Annotated in this window: 19 protein-coding genes and 4 pseudogenes; 6 read left to right on the top strand and 17 right to left on the bottom strand. The window is 68.2% G+C overall.

All coding sequences use genetic code 11. The annotated features are described in order from the left end of the window. Window positions 1-35 precede the first annotated feature (35 nt). Both OG456_RS46215 and OG456_RS46210 read right to left on the bottom strand, forming a co-directional pair. Complete coding sequence (locus OG456_RS46215; RefSeq protein ID WP_266571118.1) at window positions 36-758, bottom strand: dienelactone hydrolase family protein; 723 nt, start codon at window positions 756-758, stop codon at window positions 36-38. 177 nt (window positions 759-935) lie between these two features. Continuing rightward, window positions 936-1,346, bottom strand: coding sequence for a helix-turn-helix domain-containing protein (locus OG456_RS46210; RefSeq protein WP_266571117.1), 411 nt, complete (start codon window positions 1,344-1,346; stop codon window positions 936-938). A gap of 92 nt (window positions 1,347-1,438) precedes the next feature. Between OG456_RS46210 and OG456_RS46205 the strand changes: the two genes are divergently transcribed. Next, the gene (locus tag OG456_RS46205; RefSeq protein WP_266571116.1) at window positions 1,439-2,278 is read left to right on the top strand and encodes an SDR family oxidoreductase; all 840 of its coding nucleotides are present in this window, start codon (window positions 1,439-1,441) and stop codon (window positions 2,276-2,278) included. Window positions 2,279-2,363: 85 nt separating this feature from the next. Here the strand turns inward: OG456_RS46205 and OG456_RS46200 are convergent, their stop codons facing one another. Next, window positions 2,364-2,768 (bottom strand): hypothetical protein, encoded by a 405-nt coding sequence (locus OG456_RS46200; protein WP_266571115.1) that lies wholly within the window; start codon window positions 2,766-2,768, stop codon window positions 2,364-2,366. Between the two features lie 496 nt (window positions 2,769-3,264). Then, window positions 3,265-3,786 (bottom strand): hypothetical protein, encoded by a 522-nt coding sequence (locus tag OG456_RS46195; protein WP_266571114.1) that lies wholly within the window; start codon window positions 3,784-3,786, stop codon window positions 3,265-3,267. Window positions 3,787-3,972: 186 nt separating this feature from the next. On the opposite strand from OG456_RS46195, the pseudogene OG456_RS46190 reads away from it, so the two are divergent. Then, window positions 3,973-4,140: pseudogene (locus OG456_RS46190) on the top strand (transposase); the annotation flags it as partial. A 214-nt stretch (window positions 4,141-4,354) separates the two neighbouring features. On the opposite strand, the pseudogene OG456_RS46185 reads toward OG456_RS46190, so the two are convergent. After that, window positions 4,355-5,403: pseudogene (locus OG456_RS46185) on the bottom strand (lactonase family protein). A gap of 209 nt (window positions 5,404-5,612) precedes the next feature. Between OG456_RS46185 and OG456_RS46180 the strand changes: the two are divergent. Both OG456_RS46180 and tnpB read left to right on the top strand, forming a co-directional pair. Continuing rightward, complete coding sequence (locus OG456_RS46180) at window positions 5,613-6,248, top strand: universal stress protein (protein ID WP_323136469.1); 636 nt, start codon at window positions 5,613-5,615, stop codon at window positions 6,246-6,248. A gap of 275 nt (window positions 6,249-6,523) precedes the next feature. Then, window positions 6,524-7,996, top strand: a complete 1,473-nt coding sequence (tnpB, locus tag OG456_RS46175; protein ID WP_266571113.1) for an IS607 family element RNA-guided endonuclease TnpB — start codon at window positions 6,524-6,526, stop codon at window positions 7,994-7,996. A 67-nt stretch (window positions 7,997-8,063) separates the two neighbouring features. Here tnpB and OG456_RS46170 read toward each other — a convergent pair whose 3' ends face one another. The 10 genes and pseudogenes from OG456_RS46170 to OG456_RS46130 form a co-directional block, all read right to left on the bottom strand. Further along, a complete protein-coding gene (locus tag OG456_RS46170; RefSeq protein ID WP_266571112.1) occupies window positions 8,064-9,254 on the bottom strand; it encodes an acetyl-CoA C-acyltransferase in 1,191 nt (396 codons plus the stop codon). 152 nt (window positions 9,255-9,406) lie between these two features. Next, window positions 9,407-10,033, bottom strand: a pseudogene (locus OG456_RS46165) (CoA transferase subunit B); the annotation flags it as partial. Then, entirely contained in the window at window positions 10,033-10,788 is a 756-nt protein-coding gene (locus OG456_RS46160; RefSeq protein WP_266571111.1) for a CoA transferase subunit A, read from the bottom strand. The gene OG456_RS46160 and the pseudogene OG456_RS46165, both read right to left, overlap by 1 nt. A 94-nt stretch (window positions 10,789-10,882) precedes the next feature. Next, on the bottom strand, window positions 10,883-12,646 hold the full coding sequence (locus OG456_RS46155; RefSeq protein ID WP_266571110.1) for an FAD-dependent monooxygenase: 1,764 nt from the start codon (window positions 12,644-12,646) through the stop codon (window positions 10,883-10,885). 22 nt (window positions 12,647-12,668) lie between these two features. Beyond that, window positions 12,669-14,612 carry a maleylacetate reductase and hydroxyquinol 1,2-dioxygenase domain-containing protein gene (locus OG456_RS46150; protein WP_266571109.1) on the bottom strand — a complete coding sequence of 648 codons (1,944 nt, stop codon included), beginning with the start codon at window positions 14,610-14,612 and terminating at the stop codon, window positions 12,669-12,671. A 175-nt stretch (window positions 14,613-14,787) separates the two neighbouring features. Beyond that, the gene (locus tag OG456_RS46145; RefSeq protein WP_266571108.1) at window positions 14,788-15,663 is read right to left on the bottom strand and encodes an AraC family transcriptional regulator; all 876 of its coding nucleotides are present in this window, start codon (window positions 15,661-15,663) and stop codon (window positions 14,788-14,790) included. A 148-nt stretch (window positions 15,664-15,811) separates the two neighbouring features. Further along, a complete protein-coding gene (locus OG456_RS46140; protein WP_266571107.1) occupies window positions 15,812-16,192 on the bottom strand; it encodes a tetratricopeptide repeat protein in 381 nt (126 codons plus the stop codon). A gap of 160 nt (window positions 16,193-16,352) precedes the next feature. Continuing rightward, complete coding sequence (locus tag OG456_RS50705) at window positions 16,353-16,688, bottom strand: aldehyde dehydrogenase family protein (protein WP_323136468.1); 336 nt, start codon at window positions 16,686-16,688, stop codon at window positions 16,353-16,355. A gap of 97 nt (window positions 16,689-16,785) precedes the next feature. Continuing rightward, window positions 16,786-17,043: pseudogene (locus OG456_RS50700) on the bottom strand (aldehyde dehydrogenase family protein); the annotation flags it as partial. Between the two features lie 123 nt (window positions 17,044-17,166). Beyond that, complete coding sequence (locus OG456_RS46130; protein ID WP_266571106.1) at window positions 17,167-18,381, bottom strand: IS110 family transposase; 1,215 nt, start codon at window positions 18,379-18,381, stop codon at window positions 17,167-17,169. Between the two features lie 268 nt (window positions 18,382-18,649). Here OG456_RS46130 and OG456_RS46125 point away from each other — a divergent pair, with 268 nt between their 5' ends. Continuing rightward, complete coding sequence (locus tag OG456_RS46125; RefSeq protein WP_266571105.1) at window positions 18,650-19,864, top strand: transposase; 1,215 nt, start codon at window positions 18,650-18,652, stop codon at window positions 19,862-19,864. A 17-nt stretch (window positions 19,865-19,881) separates the two neighbouring features. Here the strand turns inward: OG456_RS46125 and OG456_RS46120 are convergent, their stop codons facing one another. Beyond that, window positions 19,882-20,298, bottom strand: a complete 417-nt coding sequence (locus OG456_RS46120) for a helix-turn-helix domain-containing protein (RefSeq protein WP_266571104.1) — start codon at window positions 20,296-20,298, stop codon at window positions 19,882-19,884. A gap of 151 nt (window positions 20,299-20,449) precedes the next feature. Continuing rightward, window positions 20,450-20,845 carry a CBS domain-containing protein gene (locus OG456_RS46115; RefSeq protein WP_266931938.1) on the bottom strand — a complete coding sequence of 132 codons (396 nt, stop codon included), beginning with the start codon at window positions 20,843-20,845 and terminating at the stop codon, window positions 20,450-20,452. Here OG456_RS46115 and OG456_RS46110 point away from each other — a divergent pair. Further along, window positions 20,784-20,942, top strand: coding sequence for a hypothetical protein (locus OG456_RS46110; protein ID WP_266571102.1), 159 nt, complete (start codon window positions 20,784-20,786; stop codon window positions 20,940-20,942). The genes OG456_RS46115 and OG456_RS46110 overlap by 62 nt on opposite strands. Window positions 20,943-21,485 lie beyond the last annotated feature (543 nt).

The following is a 21,485-nucleotide window of genomic DNA, read 5'->3' as shown; positions in this document are numbered from 1 at the left end:
GGTGGAGAATCTCCTCCCTTCAGGGAGGGGAGCCTTCAATCTGTTACGGGCAGGCATTCGGCAAGCAGATCGACGATGTCGCGCCAGGCTCGCTGTGCGTGTCGTGGGTGGTAGCCGACGCCTGGGGGTGTGGTGTGGTTGACCGGTGGGTGGTGGAAGGCGTGCAGGGCCCCGCCGTAGACCACGCAACGCCAGTCGACGCCCGCGTCCCGCATCTCGGCGGTGAACGCTTCCCGTTGCGCGGGCGGCATGATCGGGTCTTCCGATCCGACCCCAGCCCACACGGGGCAGCGAATGCGTGCCGCCTCGCCCGGTCGACCCGTGGTCAGTGCGTTGACCGTACCGATCGCGCGCAAGTCGACTCCATCGCGCCCGAGTTCCAGCACAACCGCGCCCCCGGTGCCGTAGCCGATTGCGGCGATCCGGTCGAGGTCGGTCCGCGGTTCGGCGCGCAGCACCTCGAGTGCCGCATGGCCAATGCCCCGCATCCGGTCGGGGTCTGCGAGCAGCGGCATGCAACGGGCCAGCATCTCCTCGGGGTTGTCCAAATAGCGCCCGCCGTGGAGGTCAAAGGCCAGCGCCACGTATCCCAGCTCTGCCAGGGCATCGGCGCGGCGGCGCTCGACGTCGCTGAGCCCCATCCCCTCAGGCCCGATCAGGACTGCGGGCCGACTCTCATCACCGGCAGGGAGCGCGAGGTGCCCGATCATCGCGAGAGCATCGGCCGGGTATTCGACCGTACGTGTTGTGATCGTCATGAGGCTGGACCGTAGTGACCATCCAGCCAGGTCGGGCAGGTGTTCACCATCGGCAGAAGGTGGTCCGTCGCAGCGTTAGTTCAGTACCTGGGCCGGGTACGGCATGCATGGTCGGTTCGCCTGTCATGGTCAACGTTTGTCGTTCCGGCGGTGAAATGGTTGAAGCCCGCCCGGGGATCACTGCACCGGTCGATCTGCTGGGTTCGGTCGCTCCGTGGCGGACGTTCCGCTGGGCGGCAGCCGCTGTGTGATCCGGTCGAACAAGTCCGTCAGTGGCTTACCGACGTCCTGGCCGAACTCGGTCAGCCCGTAGGTGACTTGGGGCGGCGTTGTCGGCTCGACCTCCCGCCAGACCAGGCCGTCCTGGACCAGTGCGCGCAGTGTCTGAGCGAGCATCTTCTCGCTGATGCCCTGGATGCTGTCGCGCAGCTCGTAGAACCGAAGGTCGTTGCTACGCAAGGAGATCAGCACCCAGATACCCCACCTGCTGGTCACGTGGTCGACCACGTCGCGTGCGGGGCAGTCGGTGTGAAACACCTCATACCGCTGGTCCGTCTCGGCCTGCGTCAGCTGCGCGCCTTCCCTCATGTCCGGAGCTTACCTCTGGGTATGTTCTTACGAAAAGTAAGCCGGACTCCTAGCGTCAATTGCCGCAGTGCACAACGGACTAGGAGCTGAACATGATCGTGGTGACCGGGGCTACCGGGAATGTGGGCCGGCCCTTGACGCAGGCCTTGGCCGAGGCGGGCGAGCAGGTGACGGCGGTGTCGCGGCACGCGGCGGCGGTACCGGACGGGGTTCGGCATGTGTCGGCTGACTTGGCCGAGCCGGCGGGCCTCACCCTCGCGTTGGACGGGGCGAAGGCGCTGTTCCTCCTGCTCTCCGGCGACCTGCACGCCCCCGAAGCCAGGCCGACCGACATCATCGACCTGGCCGCGGCCAGCGGGGTCCGCCGGGTCGTCCTGCTGTCTTCGCAAGGAGTGGCGACCAGGCCGCTCGGCCCGTCGCGCATCGCGATGCGCGCGGTGGAGGACGCGTTGAGAGAGTCCGGCCTGGACTGGGCGGTCCTGCGACCGGGCGGCTTCGCCTCCAACGCCTTCGCCTGGGGGGAGTCCGTCCGCACGCAAGGGACGGTCGCCGCACCCTTTGGCGATGTCGGCGTTCCGATCGTCGACCCGGGGGACATCGCCGAGGTCGCGGCGGCTTGCCTGCTGGACGACCGGCACGCCGGCGGGGTCTTCGAACTGACCGGGCCCGAGGTGATCACGCCGCGTCAGCAGGCGGAGGCGATCGCCGTCGCGCTTGGCTCGCCGGTGCGGTTCCACGAACTCACCCGTGAGGAGGCCAAGGCCGCGATGACCCGGTTCGTGCCGCCGGAGCTCGCCGACGACACCCTGGACATCATCGCCGCCCCGAACCCCGCCGAACTGCGGATCAGCCCGGACGTGGAACGAGTCCTCGGACGTGCCCCGCGCCCGTTCAACGACTGGGTCGCCCGTAGCATCGCCGCTTTTCGCTGAGGCACAACTCAGCTGAAGCGCCCGGGCAGCCCCGTGCGACTACGGCCGCACGGGGTAGGCACAGGCTGAGCCTCCTGGAGTCGGGCTATGTCCGGGTGGCGCGTACGAGCTGGTCGTACTCCAGGTCGGACCGGGTCATGGCCTCGATGGAAAGGTCGACGCCGGCCAGCTGATTTCTGAGGGCGACGAACACCGCGGCGTGCGCTGCCCCCTGCTCGGGGCTGATGCCTTGGGGCGACCAGGAGATCAGGACGATGGCCGCTCTGCGACTGCCGTCCCGGTCGGCGAAGTGCAGTTCATATGCCACGAGGCGTGGATCGGAGGGCAGGGCTTTGAGGAGTTCGTCGTGGGTGAGGCTCCCCTCGAAGTCCACGATGAGAGTGTCCAGGTTGTCGTTGAGCCGATAGAGCACGGTGGTGATGTGCCGGCTGGTTTTGAGTTCGTTGAAGGCGTCGATGCAGCGGTCTTCCACTGAGATAGCACTGGTCACGACGACACCTTCCGATCACGGGGACGTTCGGACAGTTCAACGAACCTTTGGCTGGGAGGTTGTGGATAGGGGCCGTTCGCAGCACCACGGTCCTAGCTAGCGCGGTGGTCGGCGTAGGGGGGGTGACTGCCTGTGCTTCGTGAAGTGCGGTTCGAAGGCGGTCGTTGTCTGTGCTGAGGCATGGGATAGCAGCGAGGGCGAGTTCGAGCTGATGGGCCAGGTCGCGCTTCTCGCGCCGGAGTCGGGCGTTCTCGACCTTGATCCTGTTGTAGGCGTCGCCCCCGGAGCTGACCGCGTTACGCGCAGTGTCCGCGAGTTCGGCGCAGGTGTCCGGGAAGTTGCGGCGGAAAGTGGTGTTGGCGATGCCGAGTGGAGCGGCGGGGGCCAGCACACTCGGGGGTCGGCCGGTTTCTGCGGCGATTGCGTCGAGGGCTGGCCGGACCTCGACCTGTCCGGGCAGGGGGCGGCGGTGGTGGTCATGTCGCGGATCGCATCGTCATTGCGAGGAAGTGGCGGATCTTGTCACTTCGGTCGGTGACGTTGGCGAGCAGAAGGGGCGGGAGGGCAGGGCGGTTGCCCGCCTGGGCGTCGAGATGATCGGCTTCGGGGCGAGGGCAGCGGCGTTGGCGACGGTGAGCGCGACGTTGCGGCACTGCAGCGGCTGGCATTCGGGCGGGGCGGGGCGCTGTCGCTCACCTGTAGGGGCGGCGCGGGGTTGGCACAGTGCTTTGTCGGGGTTGAACACGCAGGTGACATAGGTGCCGGGGTAGACCTTGGGGTCGTGGCGGCCGAGGACGCGACGCAAGCGATGGGGATCGGTTACGACGGCGCCGGCGAAGTCGGCGCGCTGACGGAATTCGGTGAGCCGGACCGCGGCTTCGTCGGCGGCAGGCCCGCGCAGGTCGTGCTGATGGTGCGTGGGTAGGGCGAGAAGGTGTTCGCCGCGCTCCAGGGCCTGTTCGGCTTCGACCTTGGCGCGGAAGCCGGAGTCGCTGGTCCCGGCGTAGTCCTCGAACATCTGGATGCCAAGGTGGTGGTACTGGAAGGCGCCGGCGATGACGCCGCCTGGCCGGCGGGCGATGTACCAAGCCAGAGTGCGGCGGAACTGGCGGTCAGTCAGGTTCCAGGGGATGGGGCCTCTCCCTGAGTGGTGGACACGCTGATACTGGGTCTGCTTGATCTGGAGGAAGCGAGAAGACCGCCGATGGCGATGAAGGACTACTCGGACGAGTTCAAGGCCGATGCGGTGGCCCTGTACGAGTCCACACCCGGGGCGACCTACAAGAGCATCGGCGCTGACCTGGGTGTCAACCGGGCGACCTTGCGTGAGTGGGTGCTGCGGGACCGCGAACGCCGTGGCGTCACCGCCGCGGCTGCGAGGCCGGGCGCCCCACCTCGGCATGTCGCCGTCGGCGATCTGGGGCGGCTGGCGGGCAGCGGGGCGTGGGGTGTTGTTGTCCGGCTGCTCCGGCTGGCGCGGGTGCGAGGTCATCGCGGTCGCCCAACGGCTCGGCGCCGGCTCTGCGCACGCCCGGGCGCAGCGGCGGTGCCCGCGGTTCGCTTAGTGGGATGTTGGCCGGATGCCGTCAGGCAAAGATGACATGGGACGCGGCTGGCACGGACACGGAGCCCGCGCGGTGGGGGATACCTGTTGTGTGGTCGATGTCGAACCATGTGACATCGCCCGAGCGTTCGTTCGCGGCGTACAGGTGGCTACTTGACGGATGCAGTGCCAGGTCGCGTGGCCAGTGGCCGCCGCACGGCACCGACGTGATCACCTCCGCCTCTTCGCCTCTCTCGTCGAGTGCAAGGACGACGATGGTGTCGGTCCCGCGTACTGTCACCCACAGGTGCCGTCCATCGCGTGAGACGACGGGGGCCGACGGGGAAACGGTGCCGTCGGCGCCCTCCGGAAACAGCGGAGTTTCCCCCGTCGGTTCGAGCGCCCCGGTCGCTGCGTCCCAGCGGCAGACGGTCACGGTGGGGTGGAGTTCGCCGAGCACATAGGCGTGGCGACCGGCGGGGTGGAAGGCAAGATGTCGTGGTCCGGTGCCGGGCGGCAGTGTGATTTCCCCGTGCAGGGTAAGTTCCCCCGTTTCTGGGTCCAGGGAGTAGGACTGCACCGAGTCGGTGCCGAGGTCGACGGAGAGTGCCCAGCTTCCCGACGGGTCGGGAAGAACTTGGTGGGTGTGCGCTGCCAGCTGCCGGTCAGGGTGTGGTCCGCTGCCCTCGTGGAGCAGCACGCTGCTGGGGGGGGGGGGGGGGGGGGCTGCGGGGTACCGTCGGCGGCGAGCGGCAGCACACTGACACTGCCGGAGCCGTAGTTGGCTGTCAGCAGGTGGCCGCGGGCGATCGTGAGATGCGTCGGTTCATCTCCGCGCACCCCCACAGGGGTGCAGATCGGGTGGGGCACGGGACCGGCGATGTCGTAGGCGGTGACTGCCCCCGGTGCCGTTTCGGATACGGCGTAGAGCACGGGGCCGGTCGGCGTGTGATTGACGGCGAGATACGACGGGTCGGCGACGGCACCGAAGGCGCCCGTCACGGTCAGCGCTCCGGTATCTGGGTCCACGTCGGCCATGACGATCCCGCGCCCACCTGCCGAGGTGAACGAGCCGATGAAGGCCCGCCCCATGCCCGTGTCATCCACAGCGGCCTCCGCCCTGTCGTACGCGTGGCGACGCTAGCAGCGGTTTCGTGGCTACTGCTCCCGGCGACGCGGACGGCGTCGCGCATTCAGCAGTTCGGGCGGTGGGCGCCATGCGCTGGCGCCCAGTCCTGTGGCAGGGACGCGTGGGCGCGGTCAGGCTGGGAGCAGGGGCCGAGTCAATCATGGGAGGCGCCGTGGGCAACCTGGTCGTCGTGGGGGTGGATGGTTCGCCGTCCGGCCTCGCAGCGGTGGAGGTGGCGGCTAGAGAAGCGCGATGGCGGCGTGCCGGGCTTCGAGTCGTGTATGCCCTCTGGCCAGTGATCACGCCCGGGCCGGGGCCGACGGCCGCTGCGCCCTTCGGCCCGCCCGAGGGGGTGTTGCCGGACGAGGTCGAGAGCGCGCTGACCGATGCGCTGCATCGTGCCGCCAGCGTGGCACCTCAGGTGGAGATCACCCATGACGCGGTGGCCGGCGAGGCGCTGACGGTGCTGGAGGCTCAGTCGCGTGATGCGGATCTGGTGGTCATCGGATCCCGGGGCAGGGGAGGCTTCGTCGGGATGCTGCTGGGATCGACGGCGGTCTACCTGACTGCCCACGGCCACTGTCCGGTGATGGTGGTGCGCGGGGAACCGGACGCCTCCGGGCCGATCGTGCTGGGCGTCGACGGGGCGCGGGCCGGCGAGGAAGCGGTCGATTTCGCGTTCGCCGAGGCCGCGCTGAGGGGTGCTGAGATCGTCGCCCTGCACGCATGGACGCCGGACAACGTGCCCCTGCCGCTGGCTCCGCAGCTGGGCGCCTGCGCCCATGCCGATGGACGCACTCGACCTTGATCTGCAGTCGAAATAGCACAACCAGGCTCCGCGGTTCACTTCGCGGGCAGCGGCATGAACTTGATGGTCCTCGCTCGGCCGACCCCGTTCGCAGTGCCGGGATGGGGGCTAACAACTGCTGCGGGATGCATAGTTGGATCTCAACGAACGTCTTCTTTTCTCTGACGCTTGGGGTGCTCGTCCCGCCAGGCATCCAGGGCTTTTGCCTCATCCGTTGATCTGTTCCATGATGCGTGGTGCATAGTCAATGACTGGCTGGTGAGGGGGTGTTCAGGGTGAAGAAGTTCCAGCCGCAGCCGGGCTTTGTGGTGCAGGCGTTCCGTTTCGCCCTGGACCCGAATGTGACTGAGGAATCCGCGCTGCGGTCGCACTGCGGGGCTGCTCGGGCCGCGTACAACTGGGCTGTCGGCTGGGTGACGGCCTCGTGGTGGCAGCGGAAGGCGGAAGCCTCGTACGGGGTCGCCGAGGAGGAGCTGACGCCGTGGCGGCCGTGGTCGCTGCCCGCGCTGCGTAAGGAGTTCAACCAGGTCAAGCGCACCGATCCGCGCTATGCCCACTGGTGGCAGGAGAACTCCAAGGAGGCGTACAGCACCGGCCTGGCCAACGCGGCTGCCGCGTTCGACAACTACACGAAGTCGAAGAACGGCCGCCGCAAGGGTGCCCGCATGGGTACGCCACGTTTCAAGTCCAAGCGCAAGGCCCGTCTTGCGTGCCGGTTCACCACCGGTAGCATCCGCGTGGCCGACGAGGGGCACGTGACGCTGCCGGTGCTCGGAACCATCCGCACCCATGAGTCCACCGTCAAGCTTGTGGCCCGCGTGCAGGCCGGAATGGCACGCATCCTGTCCGCGACGGTGCGCCATGAGCGGGGCCGCTGGTTCGTGTCCTTCCAGATGGAGGTCAAGCGGGAGATCACCCGCGTGGCCCGTCCTGGTGTCGCAGTCGGTATCGACCTCGGGGTGAAGGTGCTTGCGGTGATGGCCGACGGTGCCGGACAGATCCGGTACGTCGACAACCCCAAGCACTACGAGGGCGAACGCAAGCGGCTGCGGCGTCTGTCCCGTCGTGTGTCGCGCCGCCAAGGGCCGGCCGTGCACGACCCCGCCACCGGCAAGACTATCCGCCGGGAACCGTCGAAACGATGGGTCAAGGCGAACGCCGAACGCAACCGCGTGCACCACCGCGTGGCGAACCTGCGCGAAGACGCGCTGCACAAGCTCACCACCGCCGTGCGTGCCGAGTACGGCACCGTCGTGGTCGAAGACCTCAACGTCGCCGGCATGCTCCGCAACCGCCGTCTGGCACGGAAGATCGCCGATGCCGGATTCGCAGAGATCCGCCGTCAGCTCACCTACAAAGGCCGGCGCAACGCCTGCCCCACGGTCGTCGCCTCGCGCTGGTACCCGTCCTCGAAAACCTGCTCGTCGTGCAAGACGGTGAAAGCCAAACTGCCCCTGCACGTGCGAGTGTTCTCCTGCGACGCGTGCGGCCTGGTCATCGACCGGGACGAGAACGCTGCCCGTAACCTCGCCGACCTCGCATCGGCCGGCACAACCGGTACCGGAGTGGCCGGAGACCGGGGCACGCCCAGCGTGCCGAAACCGCGTGGAGCCGACCAGAAGACCCGCGCCAGCCGGGCCAGCCGCAAAGCTGACCCGGTGCGGGCAGGTGGCGCAAAACCGCCCCACAGGCGGAAGGAACCGCGAGACCTTCAACAGGACACCACCGCCCAGCTCGGGCTGTGGTGACACCGTTAAGGACCATCTGTGCGTAAACGCACGGATTGCTGAGATCTGACTATGACCTCAGCAACGGTCAGCGTTCGAGGACAAGGGCGATGCCCTGTCCCACGCCGATGCAGAGCGCGGCGAGGCCGGTGCCGGAGCCGGCGGCGGCGAGTTGGTGGGCGACTGAGCCGGTGATGCGGGCGCCGGACGCGCCCAATGGGTGGCCCAGGGCGATGGCGCCACCCCGGGGGTTGACGACAGCGGGGTCCAGCTCGGGGAGTCCGGCAAGGCAGCCCAGCGCTTGGGCGGCGTAGGCTTCGTTGAGTTCGACTGTGTGAAGGTCGTCGAAGTCCCGGTCGGCCTTCGCCAGAACTTTGCGGATGGCCTCGACCGGGGCGAGGCCGAAGTACTGGGGCTCGATGCCGGTGACAGCTGAGGCTCGGATGCGTGCCAGTGGTTCGCGGCCGATGGCGGCCAGTCCTGCCTCGTCTGCCAGCAGCAGTGCTGTGGCGCCGTCGTTGAGCGGCGAGGAATTGCCGGCCGTCGCTGTGCCGCCCGGTCGGAAGACGGGCTTGAGGCGGGCCAGTGCTTCCAGGGAGGTGTTGTCCCGAATGCCCTCGTCACGGGTCAGCTCCACGCCGTCTACCGGTACGACCTCGGCATCGTAGGCGCCGGCCTTCCAGGCGCCGGCGGCCCTTTGGTGGCTGGCCAAGGCGAAGGCGTCCTGCTCCTGGCGGGTGATGTGGTACTTGTCGGCGATCAACTCGGCGCTCTCGCCGAGCGGGATGGTCCACTGCGCCGGCATACGGGGGTTGACCATCCGCCAGCCCAGGGTGGTGGAGTGCAGCTCCTGGTGACCGGCAGGGAAAGCGCGATCAGACTTGGGCAGCACCCATGGTGCACGCGTCATGGACTCCACGCCGCCGGCCACGGCCACGCTGGCATCGCCGAGGGCAACGGCGCGGGCGGCCTGGACGACGGCCTCCATGCCCGAGCCGCACAGCCGGTTGACGGTGGCGCCGGGCACGGTCACCGGAAGCCCTGCCAGCAGCACGGCCATCCGGGCCACGTCCCGATTGTCCTCACCTGCGCCGTTGGCGTTGCCGAAGATCACGTCGTCGATACAGGAGGGGTCCAGGGCGGGGCTGCGGTCGACCAAGGCACGCAGCACCCCGGCGGCGAGGTCGTCGGGCCGCACCCCGGACAGGGCGCCGCCGTAGCGGCCGATCGGGGTCCGTACGGCGTCGACAACGTACACATCACGCACTCGGTCGGTCATCGCGGTTCCTCGTGGGGGTGGTGGGGCCGGGGGTTCCCGGGGAGGTCATGGCTCAGGGTGGGTTCCCCGCTGGGCCGAGGGCTGACCAGGGACACCTGACCAGCGGGAGAGTGTGGCGGCGGGGAGGTGAGCCTGCCGGTGGCGGGCGCCGGTACCCGCACCGGGGCCGCGGTGCGGTCCAGGATCTCCTGGGTGCTGACGCCAGGTGCGGTTTCGACCAGGACGAGACCGTTCGCAGTGATGTCGAGGACACCAAGGTCGGTGATGATGCGATGCACGCAGGCACGTCCGGTGAGCGGCAGGCTGCATTCGGCAACGATTTTGGGGCTGCCGTCCTTGGCGGTGTGCTCCATCACCACGACGACGCGGCGGGCGCCGTGCACGAGATCCATTGCACCGCCCATGCCTTTGACCATCTTGCCGGGAACCATCCAGTTCGCCAGGTCACCCTGGGCCGAGACCTGCATGGCGCCCAGAATCGCGGCGTCGACGTGGCCGCCCCTGATCATGCCGAAGGAGAGCGCGGAGTCGAAGAACGAGGCGCCGGGTATCACCGTGACGGTCTCCTTGCCCGCGTTGATCAGGTCGGCGTCGACCTCGGTCTCTGCCGGATACGGACCAACACCCATGATGCCGTTCTCCGACTGGAGCACCACGTGCACACCGGCCGGCACGAACTCGGGTACCAGCGTCGGCAGGCCGATGCCGAGGTTGACGTAATCGCCATCGCGCAGCTCGGCCGCGGCGCGAGCCGCCATGTCGTTCCTGGTCCATGCCATCAGCGTCGCACCGTCCTCTTCTCGACCTGCTTGTCGGTCACCTGCTCAGGGGTCAGTTCCACTACCCGCTGGACGAACACCCCCGGTAGGTGGATGTCGTCCGGTTCGAGCACGCCGGGCTCCACCAGTTCTTCGACCTCGGCGACGGTGATCCGCCCGGCCATGGCAGCCAGCGGATTGAAGTTGCGCGCCGACTTGTTGAAGACCAGATTGCCGTGGCGGTCGCCGCGGGCGGCACGGACCAGTGCGAAGTCGGTGGTGATACCGCGCTCCAGCACATAGGGGCGGCCGTCGAACTCCCGGATCTCCTTGGGCGGTGAAGCCAACGCCACGGACCCGTCGCTGTGGTAGCGCCACGGCAGGCCGCCCTCGGCCACCTGGGTGCCTACTCCGGCTGGGGTGAAGAACGCCGGGATTCCACAGCCGCCGGCCCGCAGTCTCTCGGCGAGGGTGCCCTGCGGGATCAGCTCCACCTCCAGTTCCCCGGACAGATACTGGCGGGCGAACTCCTTGTTCTCGCCCACGTAGGAGCCGGTGACCCGGACGATCCGGTTCGCGGCGAGCAGGATGCCCAGACCACCGCCGTCGACACCGCAGTTGTTGGAGACCACACCAAGGCCACCGACGCGGTTCTCGTACAGAGCCCGGATGAGCACGTTCGGCACACCGCTGAGGCCGAAACCACCGACGGCGACAGACGCCCCGTCTTTCACATCTGCCAGTGCCAACTCGGCAGAAGCCACCACCTTGTCCATCTGCGCCGTCCTCCGTTCTGGGGCTGCAGGGCCGCCCGCGTGGTAATCCTGTGCTGCGTCTTGGCCCCGGCAGCCGGGCGGCTGCCGGTACCGCTCAGCGCTGCAATACGCTCCGCAGTGCCCCGAGCAGTTCTTCCTTCGTTGCCAAGTCGCTCTCGGGAGCGGTCGCCCGGCGCCAGGCGACATAGCCGTCCGGGCGGACGAGCAGTGCCCCTTCGTCGGCGATCTCCGAGAGCCGGCTCCATTCCCCGTAGGCATCCCGACTGTCCGCGGCGCCGATCCGCACGACGTTCAGCGGCACCCCGAGAGCGTCTTGGCACTCGGCGGCGGCTGTCTCCCACGCGCCCCCCGACAGTCCGGTCAGCAGCGTGAAGACGCCCTTGCCGACGACATCCAGGGTGGACACCCGCTGCCCTTGGGCATCGACCAGCCAGGCATGCGGCAGTTTGGCGCCGGGCCGGGTCGTCTGCTGGTGGAACAGCTCGCGGTCCTGCTCCCAGACTTCGGCGGGGCTGCCGTCGTCCAGCACCGCGCCGGAGACGTAACGCTGGTTCATCTCCACACCGTGCGCGTTGAACTCGTAGTTCTTCAGCTGGATGGCTTCGTCGAGGGCAAGCCGCCGCTTCACGCCCTCGGGCGTCTCGGCACGCGTCGCCGCAAGTCCCTTGTGGATTCCTGCCGCGTTGCTTCCTCCGCCCACTCCGAGAGCTTCGAAGATCGGGCCGAACTGGTCGCGGCTGAGATTGGCCCGCTCGACGATCTGCTTGCCGACGGGGGCGCGCTCGGCGGTGTAGCTGTCCAGCAGAGCGGGACCGGCCTCGCCACGTACGACCATGGCCAGCTTCCAGGCGAGGTTGTACGAGTCCTGGATCGAGGTGTTCGAGCCGAGCCCGTTGGACGGGGGGTGCCGGTGGACGGCATCGCCGGCACAGAAGACCCGTCCGGAGGAGTATGCGGAGGCGTAGCTGTGATTGACGGTCCACAGCGAGGTCGAGGTGATCTCCACGGGGATGGTGGGGTCACCGATGAGGGCGCGCACGATCTGGCGGGCGGCCTCATGGTCCATCTGTGGGGGCGGCTGCTCGATGTCATATCCCCAGACCAGCAGCCACTCGTTCCACGGCCGCACCATGCGCACCAGCCCCATGCCGATGCCGCCAGTTTCTGCGCCGGGTTGCATCACCCAGTACAGGACGCTCGGACGGTGTGCAACGTAGCTGGACAGATCGGCCTTGAACACGACATTCATGCTGCCGGCCTTGCCCATCTGCCCGTCGATCGGAAGGCCGATCTGCTCGGCAACGATGCTGCGGCCGCCGTCCGCACCGATCAGGTAACGGGCCCGGACAGTGAACTCGTCTCCCCGGATCCGGTCGCGCAGCAGAGCCGTGACCCCGTGCAGGTCCTGGGTCAGGCTGAGGAACTCGGTGTCGAAGCGGACTTTGGCGCCGCGGGCTGCGGCGTTCTTCAGCAGGATCGGCTCCAGGTACGTCTGGGGCAGGTCGATCATCTGGGACGGGCTTTTCGCACCGTACTCGGTGGCCGAGCCGTGACCGGTTCCCCAGCTGCGGATCCGGCCGATCTCCTCTCCGGCCAGTGCCGTGCACAGCACCGTATCGCCCATCAGCTCGGAGGGGCTGCCTGCTGCCAGGGCTTCGTCCTCCATGCCGAGGTCCCGCAGGACTTCCATGGTCCGCTGATTGGTTATGTGCGCCCGCGGGGTGTTGGCCAGCCAGCCGTACTTTGTCACCAGGAGGGTCCGCACCCCATAGGTGGCCAGGAGAAGGGCGGCGGACCCGCCGGCAGGTCCACTGCCGACGACGATGACATCCGTGTCGTAATGCTCAGTAGGCGTCATGATGCTGTCCTCGGTCAGTGGGTCAGGGGGCGACACGGAAGGTGAAGTCCAGTCGTCTCCACTCTCCGTCCAGGCTGCGGCCGTCGGGGGTGGGGCCGTGTTGCGGTACGAAATCGACGATCAGCTCGTCCTTGACGCCGAACACGCTGTCGCTGTCCAGGTAGGCGCCACCCGCAACGAACAACTGGGTGACCAGGCGGCGGTAACCGGGCGCCGTGATCATGAAGTGCAGATGGGGCGCACGGTTGGGGTGGCGGCCGACGGCAGCGAGCATCTTGCCCACCGGGCCGTCACCGGGGATCGGGTAGTGCGAGGGAAGGATGGACCAGAAGGACAGCCGGCCCTGCTGGTCGCTGCGCAGCCGGGCCCGGAGCACAGGGCCGTCCAGATCGGGCAGTTGGAGGTCGTAGAACCCGTCCTCGTTGGATTGCCACACGTCCACCACGGCGTCCGGCACGGGTGTTCCGTCGGTGTCCGTGATCCGGATGTCCGCCCAGAGCGGAGTGCCGGCCAGGCCTTGGGCGATGTCGGAGCCGTGCGCAATCTCGGGAGGTCCCTCGAGGTAGAAGGGGCCCAGGACTGCTGACGGTGTGGTGCCGGGCGTCCGCGAGTTGGTCAGCAGGTCCACCACGCTGGACACACCGAGGGTGTCCGACAGCAGGACGAACTCCTGCCGGGTGGGGCTGCAGGTCTGACCGGTGCGGGTGAGGAAGTCGATCGCGTACTGCCACTCGGACTCGGTGACGTCGTTGCTCCTCACGAACTGGTGCAGATGCCTCACCAGGTCACTGAGCAGCTGCCGTACCCGCGGATCCGGACTGCCGGCGAAGCTCGCCGCCACCTGCTCGGTCAGCTGATCCAGCTGCGGGTCGGTGGCCGGGACCACGGGCCTCGCGGGTTGCGGAACGGCCGCCGGGCGGCCTCCGTGCCAGGCGTCGCTCAGCAGGGCGTCGATGCCCTCGGCGGTAATCTTGCGGGGGTTGGGGTACGGCGTGGACACGGCCAGCTCGACGGCGCGCGGCAGGTCGGCTTCCGCCATACCGAGCTCGCGCAGCGAGGTCGGCCCGTGCAACGACGCGATCAGGTCGAACACCCCGGTCGGGGCATCGTCGACGCCGAGCGCCTGGGCGATTCGGTTCATGACATCTTTCGCCGCCGGCGCGTTGTAGGCCATGGCGTGCGGCAGCATCACCGTGTGCGTCTGCGCGTGCGGCAGGTCGAAACTGCCGCCCAGGGTGTGGCACAGCTTGTGGTGCAGGCCCATGCCGACCGAGGCGAGACAGGTTCCGGCCAGCCAGGCCGCGTACAGCAGGTCGGCTCGCGCGCCCGGGTCCTGGGAGTCGATGCCGAGCAGAGGGAGTGCGCGGCTGATGCGGGAGATCGCGTCGAGCGCCAGGTGGTCGGTGATCGGGTTCGCGTCGCTGGAATACAGCGCTTCCACGGCATGCGCGAGTGCGTTGATGCCGCTGGTGACCGACATGTCCACGGGCAAGGTGCGGGTGAAATCCACGTCGTAGATGACGGTCTCGGGCAGGATCGCGAGGGACGACTGTGTGACCTTGCGCCCGTCGCGGGTTTCGCCCAGCACGGGCGTCACCTCGGAGCCGGCGTAGGTGGTCGGCAGGATCACCTGCTGAAGATCGGTGCGCAGTGCCAGTGCCTTGGACAGTCCTGTGGTCGAACCGCCGCCGACAGCCACTATGCAGTCGGCGGATGAGTCCTGGAGGACCCGGAGGGCTCGTTCGGTCACCTCTACGGGTGTGTGCATCGCTGCGCCGTCGAACTCCGCCACCATCAGCTCGCCGAGCGCCTTGCGGACTCTCGCGGAGGTCTCGGTCACAGTGGGACTGGACAGCAACAGCACGCGGGAGCAGCCGAGTTGCTCGACCTCCGCCTGAAGTCGGTCAACCGTGCCGACTCCGAAGACCACCCGGGAAGGGCGGGAGTTGTAGACCAGACTTCTCATGGAACTCCGCCTTTGCATCGCCGTCGTGTTGCGTTGGCTGCGTGGATTTGGAGTATTCGTGTTGCGTAGACGTTTCGGCCTGCACGTTCGGCTCGTTCCTTCTGCACGAAAGACGCGTTCACCGAGGGCTGCAACGTGCATGACGCGACGGGCCCGCGGGCAGCGAAATCGGACGTCAGCCGGGGCGGCGGACGGCGCCCGGGGTGGTATCCAGCTTGGCGCGCATCACCCGGGTGAGGTGTTCTTGATGAGAGAAGCCGCAGTCCACCGCCACCTCGCCGATGGCGGTTGTGCCGGTGCGCAAGAGACGGCATGCCTGCTCCAGGCGCAGCCGCAGGAGAAACTGGTGCGGCGACTCGCCTGTGCTCGCCTTGAACTGGCGTGCGAACTGACTGACGCTGAGCGACGCGGCGGCCGCAAGATCCGCAATCGGCAGTGGGTCAGCGAGCCGCTCTTCCATGAGGTCCCGCACTGCGGACAGCTGCCGAGACGACAGTCCGGACGAAATCCTGCTCGGCGTCGGCTCAGCACGGTTGGCGCGGTGTCGACGCGCGAGTTGGGCAGCGAGCATGCCGGTCAGGTGGTCCGCATAGGTGCGCGCGGAGGGCTCCCACTGCTGTACCAGACCCTCCAGCGCCAGCAGGAGCTGCTCGATCAGAGGGTCCGCAGTACCGAGTTCCTCGGACAGTTCCACCGGGCTGCCGTTGTTGGCATCCTGCAGGGCGCGTTCCGTGAGGTAGGCGTGAACCGTGTCGAGTCGGCCGCCGAGCTCCACCGCCAGCCTGCGGCCGGCCGGATGGAGGAAGAGCCCTCCGGTGGGCACTCGCCGGGTTTGCGCCGCCCGACCCCGGCCACGGCTCACCGTGACCGGGCCGTTGAGATGCAGGACCAGCATATGGGTCGCGGTGGCGTCGAACTCCGCGCGATACGGCTGCTCTTCCTGGGTGGAGAGGTACAGATGTGACCAACCGAGCCCTGAGCTGTTCCGCCGCAGATTCACTGTCGGCTGCCGGAGCACTCCGCTGGTGTCGGCCAGGCTCAGCTCTGTCATGGTTGTGACTCCTTCTGGCTCGGTCCGGCGGAGCTCCTGTTCGCATGGGTTTCCGCGGCAGCGTGGGGGCGGTGCGCGGAAGCAGCCGGGCGGGGGTCTTCACGCGACGCGAGTGGCATACCGGCCTGTCCGGCGGACGGGGGCAGTCTTAGGCAGCCAGTCGGGGCGGCGAGTCGACGGGGTGCCTGAGGGCAAGGAGATCGCGTGCGGTCATCGAGTCCGCGATCCTCATGTGCGGAGCGGACTCGGACCAGCGGTGCCGGCGCTCCAGGACGCGGGCGAGAGCGAGGTGGGCAGAGGCGTGGCCGGGCGCGGCATGCAGGACCTGTCGCAGTTCCGCCTCGGCCAGGGTCAGCTGCGCTGTGTTGTAGTACGAACAGGCGAGGAGCATCCGGAGGTCCAGGCTGCGGGGCTCCGCGGCAACCAGGTCCGCGAAAACCCGGGAAGCTGCGCGGAAATGCTGGGATTTGAAGAGACGGCTTGCATAGTGCAGCCGCTCGTTCCAGGTCACTCCCTGTATGCCGACCATCACGTTCTCCGTTCACTGCGCGAGCATCCGTTCAGCGGTGCAGGCGCCTGGCGCCCTAGGTGCCCCCGGGGCGCAAAGAGCCGATGAGCCTCGAGGGATATTCGTTGAAACTTCATCGACATTTGAATCATTCCCGAGCGGGGCTGATCGACACTGAGGGTCACCAGTCCACGGCGATGTACTTGCTCTCGGTGAACTCCAGCAGGCCGTCATGACCGCCCTCACGGCCGAGGTCGGGCTGCTTGACGCAGCCGAAGGGTGCCGCCGGGTCCGACACCACCGGCCGGTTCAGGCCCACCATGCCTGCCTCCAGTGCCTCGGACACCCTCAGGCCGGGCGCCAGGTCGCCGGTGTAGACGTGCGCCACCAGGCCGTACTCGGTGTCGTTGGCCATCCGGATCGCGTCGTTGACGTGGTCGAAGGAGACCACTGGTGCGACCGGCCCGAAGATCTCCTGCGCCAGGATGGGCGCGTCCGGGGGAACTTCGGCCAGCACCGTGGGCAGGTAGAAGTAGCCGGCGCGGTCGGGGGGGCGTACCGCCGGTCAGAATCCGGGCGCTGGCGTCGACGATCCCCGCGACGAGTTCACAGACCTTCTTTCGTGCCGGCTCGTTCACCAGCGATCCGACCTCCACACCCGCGTCCAGTCCGGGGCCGACTGTGAGTGCCGCCATCGCCGAGGCCAACCGGCGGCCGAACTCCCCGGCGATCGAGGCGTGTACGTAGAAGCGGTTGGCGGCGGTGCACGCCTCTCCGCCGTTGCGCATCTTGGCGACCATCGCCCCTGCCACCGCCTGGCCTAGGTCGGCGTCTGCGAGGACGAGGAAAGGCGCGTTGCCCCCGAGTTCCATCCCTTCTCTTGCGTGGGTATCCCCGGCTTCAGCCGGGGCGGGAAACGCATCTCAGGGCTGCTCTGACCGGTCATGTGTGCACGGGTGTTCCGTCTGCGGAGGGGTTGATGCTCCTATTGGCTGTCAAGCGGCGGTGAGCCAGTCGCGGTAGGTGTTGGCGAGGTCGTCGTCGCGGCGGATTCCGCGTTCGAGGGTGGAGATCGTGGCGGGCCAGACCCCGAGCTGTTGGGCCGCTGCGGTGAGGGTGATGTTCTTCGACTGCCGCAGGGGTCGTAGGTCGGCGATGCCTGGGATGGTGACCGTGGTGGTCAGGCAGCGGAACATCTCCCGGGCGATGGCCCGTTTCAGTAGCCGGATGATCTCCTTCTTGGTCCGGCCGGCGGCGGTCTGCCGTGCCACGTAGTCGCGGGTGCGGGGATCGCTGGAGATGCGGACCAGGGCGATGCGGTAGAGGGCGGCGTTGGCGGCCCGGTCGCCGCCTCGTGAGAGGCGGTGCCGGTTCGTGCGGCCGCTGGAGGCGGGGACGGGCGCGGCTCCGCAGAGGGCGGCGAAGGACGCCTCGGTCCGCAGGCGTTCGGGATTGCCTCCGGCCGTGACCAGCAGCTGGGCGGCGGTGTCGGGGCCGACGCCGTGGGCGGCCCGCAGACCGGGGTTGTCGGCGGTGACCTCGCTGTCGAGGGCCCGGGTCAGGGCCTGGTGTTCGGCGGTGAGTTCCTTGACGCGCCGGGCGAGGCTCTTCAGCGCGGTGAGGACCGCTGTGTGGACCGCGTCCCCGGCCGGTCGCAGCCGTGCCAGGGCGTCGGTCCGGTCGGCTCCCTTGAGCTGCCCGAACTTGGCGCGGATGCTCTCGGGTGCGGTGACGAGGATGTGGGTGATCTGGTTGAGGGCGGCGGTGCGGGCCTTGACGGCGGAGCGGGCGGCGTTGTGAAGCGCGCGTATGCCGGCGACGGTGTCGTCCTTGGGTGCGCTGAAGGCCCGTCCGGACAGGGCGGCGCGGGCGGCGGCGTAAGCGTCGATGGGGTCGGACTTGCCGATGCGGCGGCGTTCGGCCCGGTCGGGCCGGTTGACCTCGACGACGTCGAGGCCCGCCGAGCGGGCGGCGCGGGTGAAGCCGGCCCCGTAGGAGGCGGTGCCTTCCACACCGGTCGAGATCACGTGGCCGTGGGCGTTCAGGAAGGCGAGGGCGGCGGCGTATCCGGCGGCGGTGGTGGCGAACTCGGCGTCCGCGAGGTGACCGCCGTTGTCGCTGATGACCGCGACGTGGAGGGTGTCGGCATGGGACTCGACCCCGCCGAACACGACCTTGTCCGTGGTGTCGTCCGCGACCGCTGATGTCATGCTGATGCTGCATTCCCAGCCGAAGGTGGGCACCGGCCGGGTGGCGCAGACAGGACATTGAGGGGGCTTCTGGACCAAGCTCCATCAGGTCATGTTCCGCCCGGCCGGAGCCATGAGAACAGGTCCCGGCGACCGGACAGAACAACTCGAGGACAGCCCAGCAGGGCGTCAGTCAGTGGCAGAGCCACGACCACCGGAACCCGAGTATCAGCATCAATGTCAGTGCCCTCGGCTAGGTTGCTGACAAGAGCCGAAGGGGGTGGGCCGGGTGATGCGTGCGTACAAGTTCCTGATGCGGCCTACCGTGCGGCAGGCTCAGGCGCTCGGTGAGATGCTGCGTGATCACTGCTCGCTGTACAACGGAGCGTTGCAGGAACGCCGTGACGCCTACCGGCACGCGTCGAAGACCAGCATTAAGTACGGGCAGCAGTCCGCACAGCTCAAGGACATCCGCGCGTTCGACCCGGAGCGTCAGGGCCGCTGGTCGTTCAGCTCACAACAGGCCACGCTCCGGCGGTTGGACAAGGCGTTTTCCGCGTTCTTTCGCCGGGTCGAGTGCGGTGAGAAGCCGGGCTATCCGCGTTTTCGTGGGGTGAACTGGTTCGACACGGTGGAGTTCCCGAAGGACGGGGACGGCTGCCGGTGGGACAGCACCCCGCATGACCCGGTGACGCGCGTCCGGCTGCAAGGCGTCGGGCACGTCAAGGTGCACCAGCACCGGGCTGTGGCCGGCAGGGTCAAGACGGTCAGCGTCAAGGGTGAGGGCCGTCGGTGGTTCGTCGTGCTGAGTGTCGAGCAGGTCCAGCCCGAACCGCTGCCCGCGGCGGGTTCCCTCGTCGGCATCGACCTGGGCATCGCCAACTTCCTCACCACCTCTGACGGCGAGTTCGTTCCCAACCCGCGCCACGGGCGCAGCAACGCCGCGAAGCTCGAAGCCGCACAGCAGGCCCTGTCGACGTTCCCGCGTGTGCGCCGTGACAGGCGGACTGCCAATCACCGGCGAGCGGTCGAGAAGGTCGCGAAGCAGCATCGCAAGGTCCGCCGCCAGCGCCTCGACCACGCACACAAAACCGCCCTTGACCTCGTGCGCAAACACGATTTCATCGCGCACGAAGATCTCAAGATTCGCAACATGGTCCGGCGTGCCACGCCGAAGCCCGACCCCGGGATACCGGGCGGCTTCCTGCCCAACGGGGCCGGCGCGAAGACCGGACTCAACCGCTCGATCGCCGATGCCGGATGGGGGGTGTTCCTGACGATCCTGGCCGCCAAGGCTGAAAGCGCCGGACGGGAAGTGATCGCCGTGGACCCCCGCAACACGTCCCGCAAGTGCCCCGCATGCGGGCACACCAGCGCGGGGAACCGGCCCACCCAGGCGAAGTTCCACTGCGTCTCGTGCGGCCACACCGCGCACGCGGACACCGTGGGCGCCCTGAACGTTCTACGGGCCGGGCTGGTCCGTCGCGACGCCGCACCGGCGTAGCGAGAAGCCCCCTCATTTTATGAGGGGGAGGAGTCACGGCGTGCATGGGTGCTTCGCGCTACCGGCGGTACTTGTGGATGCTGCTGTTCCTGGGGGCTGACCAAGCCGTTGCGGGACAGCACCCGGTGGACCGTGGCTCGCCATGGTGCCGACGTGAGCTCGCGGTGGGCCAGTTCGTGCGTGATCCGCCGGGCACCCCACCGTGGATGTTGTCGACGCAACTCGCAGATCTCGGCCTCCACCTCGGCGGGCAGCCGCGTGGGACTGTTGCGCGGGTGGCGGGAGCGGTCCAGTAGACCGGGCATGCTCTCCTGCTCGAACCGCCGTCGCCAACTGTGCAGAATCTGACGCGAGGTGCCGTACCGAGCCGTGACCTCACCGATAGCAGCCGCACCGAGTACCTCGCGGACAGCGCGGTAGCGGTACTCGGCCAACTGCTATCAGGCGGCGGATGCTCAATCGCTGACACACCGGTCACAACGGTCTTGACGGGAAGCCCTGCAACGCCCACGGCCTCCGTGCCACCCGCACCGACGCGGCATGGACCGCCATGCCAGAGAAGGCCGGCCCAAAGCAGCGGTCCACTCAGTGGTTGGCCTCGGCCTGGCTGAGGGCTACCAGGATCTCCTGTGCGTGGGGTGTCTCGCAGATGTCCCCCAGAGAGAGCAGACCGACCAGCCGCGCCTGCTCCACGACGGGTAGCCGGTGAAAGTTGTGCATGCACATCAATGCCGCCGCTTCGCAGAGAGTGGCGCCTGGAGCCACGGTGACCAAATTCTTGGATGCCGCCTGCTGGGCCGTGGTGCTGCCAGCGATCAGCCCCTCGGCGGTGATCCGGACGGTGATGTCACGGTCGGTGATGATGCCTTGGAGAGCGCCCTCATGGGTGACCATGACGCACCCGACGTTGGCGTCTCGCATGCAGGCAGCGACGGAGGTCAAGGACGTGTACGGAGGCACTGTGACGCATCGCGTGGTCATCGCGTCGCGGACGAGTTCCATGAGCTTCTCCGGTTCCGGTGTGCGTGACGAGTTTGTCCACCGCGCCACCTGCATGTCGCTGCTCCGAGAGCAGTGAGCGTGACGTCTGGGTCCAGAATGCGGCGCTTGCCGCAGAAGGCGCGACTGAGACGCGCGACCGCCGCTGCATCGTGTGAGGGCATACCCATTCACGACCACAGAGTCTGGGCCGGGCTCCTGCTATTCCGCCGTAGTGGAGCTCGCCCCAGTCACGAGAGGGGCCGTGGCCTCAAAGCCCATCCGACGAGGTCAGCACCCGGCACGGAGGGCGAGCTTGTCGAGCCGTTCAGCAGTCTCGACCCAGCCGGCGCGCGCACCGGCCGACGTCAGGTGCTCTGCTCATTCGCGGCCGGGCCCGGAGCGCGAGCCAGGCTGCGCAACGATGCGGCTGGGCGCGCTTCGCGAGCAACGCGTCGGTCTCGCGCACGACAGTGCACGTGCGATGCCATGCGGGCCCGGCGGCGAGCCGTGTGTAGATGTCACGGCGAACCGCATGTCAGGTTGGAGCTCGAGCATCGGCCCGAGGTGGCCGATGATGCGGTCTGCTGCCGATTTGGCATTCGGCGGTGCGCGGGCACAACGCCTCCACTCAGCGGTGACG

It is taken from the genome of Streptomyces sp. NBC_01446, assembly GCF_026340095.1.
Classification (GTDB): Bacteria; Actinomycetota; Actinomycetes; order Streptomycetales; family Streptomycetaceae; genus Streptomyces; species Streptomyces aureus.
This window is presented reverse-complemented; position numbering and strand designations above follow the sequence as displayed.